Below are 12,469 nucleotides of genomic sequence, written 5' to 3' on the forward strand. Positions count from 1 at the left end.
TCATGCCTCCGCCGCCCGGCCTTTAAGCGCGATGATCCCCCGCGGCCGGAATTGGATGAAGAGGATGATGAAGAGGATCATATAGGTCTGTGCGGCCAGTGTGTTCGAGGGGTTCAGCCATTCGATCCCTTTTTGCAGCGAGCCAACCATGGTCGCGCCCAGAAGCGTGCCCCAGATGTTGCCAACGCCGCCCACGACCACGGTCATGAAGCTTTGCACGATATAGTCCGCGCCCATCTCGCTGGTCACTTTGGCGTAAAGCCCAATCGCCACACCCGCAATCCCGGCAATACCCGAGCCGAAGCCGAAGGTCAGCATGTTGATCCTGTCGGGGTTGATCCCCATCGAGGCCGCCATGCGGGGGTTCTGCGTCACCGCCCGCACTTCCAGCCCCAATCGAGTGCGGTTCATGACGAAAAGGAATAGCGCCATGAACAAAAGCGCCAAAACGAAAATCGCGATCCGGATATAGCTGATCGACACGATGTCATTGAACACCAGCGATCCGTCCAGCCAGCCGGGCGAGGTGAGGGGCCGCGCTTGCGTGCCGAAAATGTTCTTGGCGATCTGTTGCAGGGCAATGGAAATCCCGAAAGTCGCCAGAAGCGTCTCCAGCGGGCGATGGTAGAGGTGGCGGATCACTAGCCGTTCCATCGTGACCCCTGCGCCGAAGGTGACGGCAAAGGCCAGCGGCAAGGCGACGATAATGGAAATCGTGTAATCCGGGATGATCTGCTGGACGACGTAGCCGGTGTAGGCGCCCATCATGATGAACTCGCCATGGGCCATGTTGATCACGCGCATCACGCCAAAGGTGATAGCAAGACCGATGGCGGCAAGAAAGTAGATCGAAGCGAGCGACAGGGCGTCAAGGCCAAGGTCAAATGCCTGGTTGAATGCCACCTTGTTTTCGATGCCCGTCAGCACCGCCGCCGCGGCAACGGCCACTGAAGGCGAGCCGCTGTAGCGTTCGTAGAACGTGAAGCCTGCCAGCGTTTCATCCACCTCGGCTTCGGTGGCCACAGGGTCTACCACGCCCTGTTCGGCCAAAGCTTCATAAGCAAGGTCGCGTGCGTCTTCGCTGTTCAGGGTCGCCACCTGAACCCCCGCGACCGATCCCTCCGAGATGTTGGCCAAAAGCGCGTTCCGCTTGTCGTACCGGCTGATCCGGGGTTTCGCCAGATCAGCGGCAACCAGAAGGTCATAAGCGGACTCGCGCGGCAGGTCGTCGCTGCCGACGGTCAGGATGCGGGCGATGTCATCGCCCTCGGGTGCTTGTGCCGAAGCCCCGACCTCCACGGCCAAAAGCGGGTTCAATGCGGCCCGGACATCGACACCAAGATCGCCGTCAAACCGCTGGATGGCAGCAATCCTCTCCTCGTCGGTCGCGCCGAAGCGGATTGTCAAAAGTCCCTGAAGGCGTTCCATGCGACTTTGCACAGACTGGTCCGTTTCGTCGGGCAGAACTTTGGTCAGGGCCGCAAGGTGGGACACCTCCGAGTCACGCTCGATCGCATTCAGGGCCTGCATCTTTTCGGCAAAGGACCCTGATAGTTGGAATTGCACCAGGGCCGCGCCGATCATGCCGCGAATGCCGCTGTTGGGTTTCAACTGTTTGAAGTCACGGGCAACGAAAGTGCCAAGTTCCGCGCCATCGGCAAAGTCGAACGCCGTCAATTCCTTGCCCGAGGCTTCGCCATAGACGAAAAGCCCGGTGTCCTTGTCGCGCCACATCTCTTTGTTTTGCCAGCGTTCCAGCACGACCTGGGCCTCGGCCAGACCACTGGCGGCAAGCGCGTCGATGGCAGGACCGATGGTCTTGCGCGAGGATTTGGCGATGATTTCGCCATGTTCTTGCAAAAGTTGCTGGATCGGCGCCTCGGCGTTCTGCGCCGAAAGTGGCAAGGCAAGAGCGCACAGAAGCACCGACATGAAACCGATGTTGAACCGACGTATAAGCGACATGGATAGTTCAGCCCCCGTAAGGCGTTCTGGGGGCGACATGCGCCGCACCCGTAGGGTGGGTTTTCAACCCACCATGCTTAGTAGTTCGACTTGATCTGAACGCAGGACGACGTTTCGGTGTTGTACATCCCGCAATCGAGTTCCGCCCAATCGGATTTCAGCACCGCCGATTCCGGCAGGAAATCCGTCCAGGCATCGCCCGGCACTTCCTCCGTCTGGCTGATGATGTCGAACTGACCATCCTCGGTGATCTCGCCGATCAGAACCGGCTTGGCCAAGTGGTGGTTCGGCAGCATGACAGCGGTGCCACCAGTCAGGTTCGGGAATTCCTGCCCGTACAAGGCGGTGCGCACGGCATCGACATCGGTGGTACCTGCTTCGGTCGCCGCATTCACCCACATGTTGAAGCCGATGTAATGCGCCTCCATCGGGTCATTCGTCACACGCTCGTCGCCCATGCGGGCTTTCCAGGCCTCGACCCATTCGGCGTTGGCATCGGTGTCTGCTGACTGGAAGTAATTCCAGGCTGCGAGGTGACCAACAAGGTTGGTGGTGTCGAGACCCGACAATTCTTCCTCGCCGACCGAGAAGGCCACAACGGGAATGTCGTCGGCGCTGATGCCAGCAGCCGCGAGTTCCTTGTAGAAGCCCACGTTTGCGTCGCCGTTGATCGTTGAAATCACGCCGACTTTCTTGCCGTCCGCACCAAGAGCCCCAACATCCGAGACGATCTTGGACCAGTCAGAATGACCAAAGGGCGTGTAGTTGACGAAGATGTCGTCCTCGGCGATGCCCTTCTGCTGAAGATAGCTTTCCAGGATGTTGTTCGTCGTCCGGGGGTAAACATAGTCGGTGCCCAGAAGCGCGAATTTCTCAACGCCAAGTTCTTCCAGAAAGTAATCCGTCGCCGGGATTGCCTGCTGGTTGGGGGCGGCGCCGGTGTAGAAGACGTTTTTTGAGGATTCCTCGCCTTCATATTGAACCGGATAGAACAGAAGTCCGTTCAACTCTTCGATCACAGGTAGAACCGATTTCCGCGACACGGATGTCCAGTTGCCGAAAATCACGTCAACCTCGTGTACCGAAATCAGCTCGCGCGCTTTTTCGGCAAAGAGCGGCCAGTCCGACGCCGGGTCGACCACGACGGCCTCCAACTCGCAGCCCAGAACGCCGCCTTTGGCGTTTTGCTGTTCGATCAGCATTTCCATCGTGTCTTTTAGTGTTGTTTCTGAAATCGCCATGGTTCCGGACAGGGAGTGCAGCACTCCCACCTTGATCGGGCAGTCTTGCGCCATGGCCGGCAGCATCGAAGCGGCCAGGACGGCAGCAGAACTAAGAAGTGTCTTTTTCATCGCAGTTTTCCTTCAGGCACTGCGCGGGGAAGCGTTGCTTTCAAGGGTGTGATCCCCCATATGCCCCCCACGCAATCTAATTGCGGAGTGCGGTGGTGTTTTGGAATTGCAAGGCCAGCACCATCGCACGTTCAACGGGATTTGTGTGATCCCGGAAGAAGTCGTTCCATGGAAATTGCTGCGACTGCGAGATCGGCGGGGGTTGAAAAACGGCCCCTGGCGTCAATCCGTCAAAAATTGCGCAGACTTTCGCGGGTTCGCCATTTTATTGTGCGAAAGAAACGCCAAATCTTTGGGCGTTTCAGCTTTCAAGCAAGAATCCTGTGCAATAGTCGATCTCGGCCCGGGCACGCCGCGCCGCCCATTTGGAGCGATCCGCATCGCGTGAGAAGCTGGCGGCGGTCAGCAATTGCGCATGCGCCATCTTGGCGCCGATACGCAGGTGAAGCGCATGACGTCGTTGATCGTCGGGCACCGTCGCGTTCAGAAGGTCGATGAACTGCACCCGGCGATGCGCGATCTGATCCGTGCGGTCATCATTCATAAGCCAGGCATGTTCCAACTCGGCCGAGAACCGTCCTGCACATGCCGCGAATGAAGACATCAGGGGATCATCTGCCGCCGGACTTTGCTTCGGTAGGATAAGAAGCAGGACCAGAAAGGTTTTCAAACTGCTCATGATCCGATCATGAACGACCTAAAAGTCAGCAATCAAGCTTTCTGCCGCCTTATGGCTAACGCACACTTAACAGACGAAGTCCCTGTCACCCGTTCGACACGTCATTCAGGCATTTCCGTGTCGGCATCTCATCATTGCTGAACTTCTGGGCGAGTGGGGTCACTTTCGCACAGCAAATAGGCAGAACTCCGGGATTGGTCTTTTTCCCGGCGCGCAGCGGTGGATCACACCCCAATGTGCATGGTGAACCATGCGGGTCGAGTACCGGGGGCGACAGACGCATGGGTCAACCACATCTGGCATCACGAGAGGCGAACACCGCCCCGAGATCCATCGGTGCCATGACCTTGTCGACCAAATGCCGTGACGGACGTACGGGCATAGACCGCTTCAGAACCTCGGGCGCTAGCAAGGTGGCTTTTCCGCGTCGCAAGGATGCCGTCGAAGCCATTGTGCTGAACACTTCGGGCGGATTAACAGGCGGCGACCGGTTTCAGGCTTCGGCCAGCGCCGGGCCGGACAGCCGCCTGATCCTGACAACCCAAGCCGCAGAACGTGCCTATCGCAGCACATCTGGCGCTGCGTGTGTCAGCACGCGCCTGTCTGTCGCCAAGGGCGCGGTACTGCATTGGTTGCCGCAAGAGTTGATCATGTTTGACGGTGGTTGTCTCAACCGTCGCCTTGACGTGGACGTCACCGACGGAGCCGAGGCCGTGCTGGTCGAACCCGTCGTCTTCGGTCGCCGCGCCATGGGCGAAACCCGTATCTCGGGCAGTTTTCGCGACCGGATCACCCTGCGCCACGATGGTCGCCCGATCTATTGGGACCGCATCAACCTGACCGGATCAATCAGCGCCAGTCTTGACCGTCCGGCCATCGCAGGCGGCATGACCGCCCTTGCCAGCGCCCTTTACTTCGGCCCGCGTGCCGAGGCGCATTTGCCTATTGTCCGACAACTTTTGCCAAAGACCGGCGGCGCAAGCCTTGTCGCGCCCGATCTTTTGACCATCCGACTTCTTGCTGCCGATTCCTATCTGTTGCGCCAATGGCTGGTGCCGGTGCTGGAGCGCCTGACCGAAACCACCCTGCCGAAATCCTGGAGCCTTTGATCCATGCAACTCAGCCCCCGCGAAAAAGACAAACTGCTGATCGCCATGGCTGCCGAAGTGGCCCGCAAGCGCCTTGCCCGTGGCGTCAAGCTGAACCACCCCGAGGCCATCGCGCTGATCACCGACACGGTCGTCGAAGGCGCTCGCGATGGCCGCTCGGTCGCCGACATGATGGAGGTAGGCGCCGTGGTCATCACCCGCGACGACTGCATGGAAGGCATCCCCGAGATGATCCACGAAGTGCAGGTCGAAGCCACCTTTCCGGACGGCACCAAGCTGGTCACCGTCCACAATCCCATCCGATAGGAGTCTCTCATGCGTTACGCTATTCCCGCCTTGTTTCTGGCCTCGCCCGCCTTGGCCCACCCCGCAAGCCTCCCACATGGGCATTCGGGGGATTGGGCTGTGCCCGTCGCCTTGATGCTGATCGGCGCTGCGGTTGTTTTGGCCAAGCGCAAGGCGGTCCGTGTCCGCAGACGCCAATGATCCCCGGCGAACTCTTTCCGGCGGAGGGTGAGGTCACTCTGAACGCAGGGGCGGAGCCGATCACGCTAATGGTCGCCAATACGGGCGACCGACCAGTGCAGGTCGGATCACACTACCATTTCGGCGAGGCCAACGCGGCGCTCGATTTCGACCGCGACGCCGCACGCGGCATGCGTCTGGATATCGCAGCCGGGACAGCCGTGCGGTTTGAACCCGGTCAACGGCGCGAGGTGCAACTGATCCAGATTGGCGGCGCACGGCGTGTCTTCGGGTTCAACCAGCTTGTGATGGGAGATCTCTGATGCCCACCCAAATCCCCCGCTCTGACTACGCCGCCATGTTCGGCCCCACCACCGGCGACAAGTTGCGACTGGCCGATACTGACCTGATCATTGAAGTGGAAAAGGACCTGACAGGTCCCTACGGCGAAGAAGTCAAATTCGGTGGCGGCAAGGTGATCCGTGACGGCATGGGTCAGGCTCAGACCACGCGCGCCGAGGGTGCGGTGGATACCGTTATCACCAACGCGCTGATCGTGGACGCAACCGGCATCTACAAAGCGGACGTCGGTTTGAAAGACGGCAAGATCCACAAGATCGGCAAGGCGGGCAACCCAGACACACAACCCGGCGTCGACATCATCGTCGGCCCTGGCACTGAAGCCATCGCTGGCGAAGGCAAGATCCTGACGGCCGGTGGGTTCGACAGCCACATTCATTTCATCTGCCCGCAACAGATCGAGGATGCTCTGTATTCTGGTCTAACCACAATGCTGGGCGGCGGCACTGGCCCGGCCCATGGCACGCTGGCCACGACCTGCACACCGGGACCGTGGCACATTGGGCGGATGCTGCAGGCGGCGGATGCGTTTCCGATGAACCTCGCCTTTGCGGGAAAGGGGAATGCGTCGCTCCCCGCCGCTTTAGAGGAACAGGTCAAGGGCGGTGCCTGCGCGTTGAAGCTGCATGAGGATTGGGGCACGACGCCCGGCGCTATCGACTGTTGCCTATCTGTGGCGGACGACATGGACGTTCAGGTGATGATCCATACCGACACGCTGAACGAATCCGGCTTTGTCGAAAACACCATCGCCGCCATAAAGGGCCGCACCATCCACGCCTTCCACACCGAAGGCGCAGGGGGCGGCCATGCCCCTGACATCATCAAGATCTGTGGCGAGGCCCATGTTCTGCCGTCGTCGACCAACCCGACCCGACCTTTTACGGTCAATACAGTGGACGAACATCTGGACATGCTGATGGTCTGCCATCACCTGGACAAATCCATCCCAGAGGATGTGGCTTTCGCCGAAAGCCGCATCCGGCGCGAGACCATCGCCGCCGAAGACATCCTGCACGACATGGGGGCGTTCTCGATCATCGCTTCAGACAGCCAGGCCATGGGGCGTGTGGGCGAAGTGATCATTCGCACCTGGCAAACCGCTGACAAGATGAAGAAACAGCGGGGCGCCTTGGCCGAGGAGGTCGGCGACAACGACAATTTCCGCGTCCGTCGCTATATCGCGAAATACACGATCAACCCGGCCATTGCACACGGGCTGTCAAAGCACATCGGTTCGATCGAAGAAGGCAAACGCGCCGATCTGGTCCTATGGAACCCGGCGTTTTTCGGTGTGAAGCCTGAGATGATCCTTATGGGCGGCAGCATTGTGTGTGCGCAGATGGGCGATCCAAACGCTTCAATCCCGACACCGCAGCCGGTCTATACTCGCCCGATGTTCGGGGCCTTTGGCCGCTCTCTGGAAGCCAATGCCGTGACCTTTGTTTCCGAGGCGGCACACTCCGAAGGACTGGGAGATGCGCTTGGATTGGCCAAGACAAGTTTGCCGGTGGAGAACACGCGCGGTATCGGCAAAGCGGATCTTGTCCTGAACGACGCCATGCCCGAGGTCGAAGTGCACCCCGAAACCTATGAGGTGCGGGCTGATGGCGAATTGCTGACCTGCCAACCTGCAACCGAGCTGCCCATGGCGCAGCGGTATTTTCTATATTGAGGCCCCATGACCGATCTTCCACTTGCACAAACGCTCCATCCCGTTGGCACATCAGACAATGCGATAGCGGACTGCGCGTTGACCTACGACGCCCGATTTTTCCGGCGAAAGAAACTGACAACGACCGAAGGCTGGTCCTTTGTCGCGGACTTCGAACAGACCGTATCTCTGAACGATGGCGACGTGCTGGAACTGGGCGATGGACGTCTGGTTAAAGTGACGGCGGCACCCGAAAACCTCTTGGCCGTTTCCGGGCAAGACCTGCCCCGCCTCGCCTGGCACATCGGCAACCGCCACACACCTTGTCAGATCGAGGCGACCCGCCTTTTGATCCAGGATGATCCCGTCATCGCTCATATGCTGAGCTACCTCGGTGCCACAGTGACCCAAGTCACCGAACCCTTCACTCCGGAAGGCGGCGCCTATGGTCACGGGCGCACCCATGCGCACGATCACGGACACTCGGCCCATGCCCACGCCCATTGATGCGCACTTACTGACGCTGACCCAATGGCTGTCGCCCGCGTTTCCAGTGGGGGCCTTCGCCTATTCGCACGGACTTGAAACAGCGATCAACGAGGGTTGGATTGCCGACGCGACCAGTTTGGAAGACTGGCTGAGAGATTGCCTGAGTGATGGCTCAGGTCGCGCTGATGCGATCTGGATGCGGCTGGCTTATGCTGCCGACGACCCATTGGAGATGGACGCGAAAGCACGATCCTTTGCCACCGCTCAAGAGCGTCTGCGCGAAGCTGAAAGGCAGGGCGCTGCCTTTGTTGCGACGGTTAATGCTGTCTGGGGTTTGGCGCTGCCTGACATGCTGTTGCCCGTTTCCGTCGGTCGCGCCGCTAGATTGGCAGAGCTGGATATCGATACGACTGCCGTTCTCTATCTGCAGGCCTTTGTCGCAAACCTGACCTCCTCGGCCATCCGCCTGAGCCCCATCGGGCAGACGGCCGGTCAACGGGTGATCCTGAACTTGCAGCCCTTTTGCCTTCAGGTCGCCGAAGACACGAGAAATGCGGACACCACGGACGTTTTTGGCAATGCCTTTTTCTCAGACATCTCCGCGATGGCCCACGAAACTCTTGAACCGAGGCTCTTCCAATCATGACACAACTCAACGGCCCCTTGCGCATCGGTATCGGCGGCCCGGTCGGTGCAGGAAAGACGACCCTGACCGCGAGGCTTGCCGAACTTTTGAAAGACGATCACTCGATCGGCGTCATCACCAACGACATCTACACACAAGAAGACGCCGAAGCTCTGATGCGCATGCAAATCCTGCCTTCGGATCGCGTGATTGGAGTGGAAACCGGCGGCTGTCCTCATACGGCGATTCGCGAAGACGCGTCGATCAACCTGGCTGCCGTGGCCGAGATGCGGCTGCGTCACCCCGACGTAGAGGTCGTCCTGATCGAATCCGGTGGCGACAACCTATCGGCCACCTTCAGCCCGGAGTTGGCGGACCTGACAATCTATGTGATCGACGTGGCCGCAGGCGAGGAAATCCCACGCAAGGGTGGCCCCGCAATCACCAGGTCAGACATCCTAGTCATCAATAAAACCGACCTTGCCCCTCATGTGGGGGCATCTTTGGACGTCATGCGCCGAGACGCCGCGAGAATGCGGGGCGATCTGCCGGTGGTATTTGCCTGCCTGAAAGCCGGCCACGGTTCGGACGAGGTCGTGTCGCACCTTAGATCTCTTTCGGGCATTTGATGAGAGCCTAGCCGGCAAGAACGGTGCTTGGTCCACTTTGCGGGACTTTGAGAGTTTTCGAGTATGTGCTAACGCAACGTTTCGGGACGTTTGCTTCTCCCCCCACTCAAATGAACAAGCGAAATCCCCTGACTTCACCAACGATTTCTGCGGCTTGGGAGGAGGGCGATGACCAGTTTGGATGCAAAACGGCTTTAGCAACGCCCTGATCGATGCACAGCCGAGCATTGTGCTTTGCTGCAAGATGCCTCATGCGGCGGTTCTCTCGCAGGCACATCAATTCAATTGAACTGATGCCCCACTTCCGCGCGATTGCGATAATGCGCTCGAACAGCGCATCACCAATTCCGATGTTTTGCCAATCAGGTTCGACAGAAAAGGCGGCTTCCGTCTTTGTAGATCCGGTCTGGTCGTCACCGCGGAGTTCGGCAACGCCCCTCCGACGCCCTTTTGCAAACGCGCCACAGAGAATGCTGTCATAATGAGGAATGCTCTGAACGTAGGTCGTCAGACTCTCGTCGCTGACAGTCCACCAGAACCGCGCGCGCCGAGCTTCGGCGTCGAGCCGTCGAAAGTGCTCGCAGAACTCGTTTTGGTCGGCTGGATAGAGTCGGCGAATGGCAAAGTCTTGATGATGTCCGAGATGGACCATCGCCTTGTCGCTCCGATTGCAGACTTGGATTGGGCCAGCATCTTCGGGAGGAGGTGAAGATGCTGGCCCAAAAGCATTGGCGGTCCCTGTTGATGTTTTTCGTCGCCGCTGCTTTTGCTGCTTACTCTGGGAAGAGCGAGGTCCTGCAATTCCTTTTCAAATTTGCACGCAAACCCGGGATCAGGACCCGTCGCGTTGGTCCGGGTCTTTCCCGCCGGTTTCCTGTGCCATCAGCTTTTCCGCATATTGAGTGTCCGTCGTCAGAGTTTTTGGAACCAAGAGCGGCGTAAACTAAGTGAGTGTTCGGCTCATCTGATTTGTGTGATTATGCTGCGCGCTGGCTGTGATGCAAACGCCGAGCTTCGAACGTCTTCCGTTTGATCCTTTCTCGTTATTCCAGAATGGCTTGGTCACGCCCGAAGTAGACATAGGCGGGTGTGACGTTGTTTAGGCTCTCGTGATATCGCTGATGGTTGTAGTGATCGACGAAGGCTTCGATCTGGGCCGCGAGATCACCTGGCAGGAAGTAGTTTTCCAATAAGATGCGGTTCTTCAAAGTTTGATGCCATCGTTCGATTTTAACTTGGGTCTGCGGATGACACGGCGCACCACGACTGTGTTTCATGCCTTTGTCCTTCAACCATTCAGCCAAATCGCCAGAGACATAACTTGAGCCGTTGTCACTGAGCAGTCTTGGTTTGTGGACGATATGGGCCTGATCACATCCGGAGGCCTGCAAGGCTAAATCGAGGGTTCTGTCACATCCTCAGCCCGCATGTTCGTGCAGAGCTTCCATGAGATGATGTAGCGGCTGTAATCGTCCAGAATTGTGCTGAGATAAAACCAGCCCCGACCCAGAACCTTGAGATAGGTAAAGTTGGTCTGCCAAAGCTGGTTGATGGCTGTTGTCTTATGCTCAAACGCATTCGCGGCTTTCAGCACGATGATGGCAGGGCTGGTGATCAGGTCATGCGCCTTGAGCGTGCGATACACTGTAGATTCCGACACAAAATAGCGCTCTTGATCGGTGAACGTGGCGGCCAGCTCGCGCGACGACAGCTCCGTCTCTTTCAGAGCGAGATCCACAACCTTGCGCTTCACTTCGGTGGGCACCCGGTTCCAGACATGATTTGGCTTTGGTGATTGATCATGCAAACCAGCCTCACCGCGCTGCAGATACCGATCATACCAGCGGTAGAATGTGGTGCGGGGGATAAGCCACCGCTATCTCCATTTGCAACACATAGCTTTCGGCACAAGGGGCGGAAATCGGACTTTCGCTGCGGTGGCGAACAAGGCCAACACTCTAGCGATAGCGGTCATTCATTGTAAGTATTAGGCTGATTGCGCTGGGTTAGCAGCCCGATAGAACTTGCGTCAGGCTCAACAGCACATTCCAAAGATGTTTGGTCGCACCAATACGGCAGTCGACGCTGCGATCCCCACAACAAGATCAAACATTTGAGAGCTCCTTGCTGCTTTCTTTTGCCAAGCGTTAAGCTGGCGTTGCAGATACCCTAGTCCGCAACATTTGCGTGGTTGACAGGATCAGTTTCTGTGAAAGGCGGGAAAAACCGCTGACCCGCAATTTGTTCATGCGGTTTTTTTAAACTACTCGATATTAATATGTATGAATTTAGACTAGGGCAATGAGGCGAAATGCCATCCGATATCTAGCCACCTATTCATCAAAGTATGCGTTATGCGTTGTGTAGATCGCCTGAATGGTTGGCGTCAAACGGTCAAGATGCGTACGAAGGACTTGATCCGCCGCCCACGCATCCCCGCTGAACAGGGCCTTTAAAAGAGATTGATGATCCAGATACAAATCATCCATTGCTTCTTTGCTGGTTAACGCCAGCATGCAAAGGCGGTCAACCTGTGCTTTGTTTTCGGCGATGATTTCAAACGCAAACGCCTGTTTGGCCGAGGCGCAAAGCAGTTTGTGAAACTGGTAGTCCAGATCATGGAACAAATTGACATCTTCTGCTGAGATTGCATCCGCCTGTTCACGAAGGTTAGCTTTTAATGCCGCGTCTACCGACTTGTCGCGATCTGACACGGCAGTGCGGATGACCTCCAATTCGACTGCGGCACGCACAAAGCGGGCATTCGCGATGAGCTGGCGTGAGAACGGTCGAACAACTGTCGCGCGTTGTGGCCGCACCAAAAGGAGATTGAGGTTGGAAAGTCGCGTGAAAGCCTCGCGCACAGGCTGGCGTGAAAACCCGAATGATTTCGCAACATCCGTTTCGGATATCTTTGTCCCTGGAAGCAGCTCCAGACGGGTGATTTGTCCAAACAGTTCGTCAAAGACGACATCGCTACTTGTCGTACGTTCAAGGGTTCCCAAAGCTGCCATTTTTTGTTTTCCAACCTCTGTTTGGCGACATTGTGGCAGATCAGAGAGAGAATTAATAGAGCAAATTAGGATACTAGGTTACATTATATTCATTGTTATAAAAGGAAAATATCACATATTTAAAGAGC

At 57.6% G+C, this 12,469-nt stretch carries 13 protein-coding genes and 1 pseudogene; 8 read left to right on the forward strand and 6 right to left on the reverse strand.

Annotation, left to right across the window (positions count from 1 at the left end):
- The 3 genes from urtB to AC2FIC_RS04020 form a co-directional block, all read right to left on the reverse strand.
- Nucleotides 1-1,932 carry an urea ABC transporter permease subunit UrtB gene (gene urtB, locus AC2FIC_RS04010; RefSeq protein WP_496692072.1) on the reverse strand — a complete coding sequence of 644 codons (1,932 nt, stop codon included), beginning with the start codon at nucleotides 1,930-1,932 and terminating at the stop codon, nucleotides 1-3.
- A 110-nt stretch (nucleotides 1,933-2,042) separates the two neighbouring features.
- The gene (urtA, locus tag AC2FIC_RS04015) at nucleotides 2,043-3,317 is read right to left on the reverse strand and encodes an urea ABC transporter substrate-binding protein (RefSeq protein ID WP_496692005.1); all 1,275 of its coding nucleotides are present in this window, start codon (nucleotides 3,315-3,317) and stop codon (nucleotides 2,043-2,045) included.
- Nucleotides 3,318-3,618: 301 nt separating this feature from the next.
- Entirely contained in the window at nucleotides 3,619-3,996 is a 378-nt protein-coding gene (locus AC2FIC_RS04020; RefSeq protein WP_496692006.1) for a hypothetical protein, read from the reverse strand.
- A gap of 281 nt (nucleotides 3,997-4,277) precedes the next feature.
- Between AC2FIC_RS04020 and AC2FIC_RS04025 the strand changes: the two genes are divergently transcribed.
- Genes AC2FIC_RS04025 through ureG form a run of 8 tightly spaced genes read left to right on the forward strand, consistent with a single transcriptional unit; the run spans nucleotide 4,278 to nucleotide 9,327 of the window.
- Nucleotides 4,278-5,105: an urease accessory protein UreD gene (locus tag AC2FIC_RS04025; protein ID WP_496692007.1), complete on the forward strand. Its 828-nt coding sequence runs from the start codon at nucleotides 4,278-4,280 to the stop codon at nucleotides 5,103-5,105.
- A 3-nt stretch (nucleotides 5,106-5,108) separates the two neighbouring features.
- Nucleotides 5,109-5,411, forward strand: a complete 303-nt coding sequence (locus AC2FIC_RS04030; RefSeq protein ID WP_282022497.1) for an urease subunit gamma — start codon at nucleotides 5,109-5,111, stop codon at nucleotides 5,409-5,411.
- Nucleotides 5,412-5,420: 9 nt separating this feature from the next.
- Complete coding sequence (locus tag AC2FIC_RS04035) at nucleotides 5,421-5,591, forward strand: hypothetical protein (RefSeq protein ID WP_282022498.1); 171 nt, start codon at nucleotides 5,421-5,423, stop codon at nucleotides 5,589-5,591.
- Nucleotides 5,588-5,893 carry an urease subunit beta gene (locus AC2FIC_RS04040; RefSeq protein ID WP_142639060.1) on the forward strand — a complete coding sequence of 102 codons (306 nt, stop codon included), beginning with the start codon at nucleotides 5,588-5,590 and terminating at the stop codon, nucleotides 5,891-5,893. Before AC2FIC_RS04035 ends, AC2FIC_RS04040 begins: the two co-directional genes overlap by 4 nt.
- Nucleotides 5,893-7,605 (forward strand): urease subunit alpha, encoded by a 1,713-nt coding sequence (ureC, locus tag AC2FIC_RS04045; RefSeq protein ID WP_496692008.1) that lies wholly within the window; start codon nucleotides 5,893-5,895, stop codon nucleotides 7,603-7,605. The genes AC2FIC_RS04040 and ureC overlap by 1 nt, the downstream gene beginning before the upstream one ends.
- Nucleotides 7,606-7,611: 6 nt before the next feature.
- Nucleotides 7,612-8,091, forward strand: a complete 480-nt coding sequence (locus tag AC2FIC_RS04050; protein WP_496692009.1) for an urease accessory protein UreE — start codon at nucleotides 7,612-7,614, stop codon at nucleotides 8,089-8,091.
- Nucleotides 8,075-8,719: an urease accessory protein UreF gene (locus tag AC2FIC_RS04055; protein ID WP_142639055.1), complete on the forward strand. Its 645-nt coding sequence runs from the start codon at nucleotides 8,075-8,077 to the stop codon at nucleotides 8,717-8,719. Before AC2FIC_RS04050 ends, AC2FIC_RS04055 begins: the two co-directional genes overlap by 17 nt.
- A complete protein-coding gene (ureG, locus tag AC2FIC_RS04060) occupies nucleotides 8,716-9,327 on the forward strand; it encodes an urease accessory protein UreG (protein ID WP_142639053.1) in 612 nt (203 codons plus the stop codon). Before AC2FIC_RS04055 ends, ureG begins: the two co-directional genes overlap by 4 nt.
- Nucleotides 9,328-9,433: 106 nt before the next feature.
- Here ureG and AC2FIC_RS04065 read toward each other — a convergent pair whose 3' ends face one another.
- The 3 genes and pseudogenes from AC2FIC_RS04065 to AC2FIC_RS04075 form a co-directional block, all read right to left on the reverse strand.
- Entirely contained in the window at nucleotides 9,434-9,979 is a 546-nt protein-coding gene (locus tag AC2FIC_RS04065; RefSeq protein ID WP_496692010.1) for a GNAT family N-acetyltransferase, read from the reverse strand.
- A 325-nt stretch (nucleotides 9,980-10,304) separates the two neighbouring features.
- Nucleotides 10,305-11,194 (reverse strand): annotated as a pseudogene (locus AC2FIC_RS04070) (IS3 family transposase); the annotation flags it as partial.
- A 466-nt stretch (nucleotides 11,195-11,660) separates the two neighbouring features.
- On the reverse strand, nucleotides 11,661-12,332 hold the full coding sequence (locus AC2FIC_RS04075; RefSeq protein WP_496692011.1) for a GntR family transcriptional regulator: 672 nt from the start codon (nucleotides 12,330-12,332) through the stop codon (nucleotides 11,661-11,663).
- Nucleotides 12,333-12,469 lie beyond the last annotated feature (137 nt).

Source organism: Ruegeria sp. CDSC079 (genome assembly GCF_059610505.1).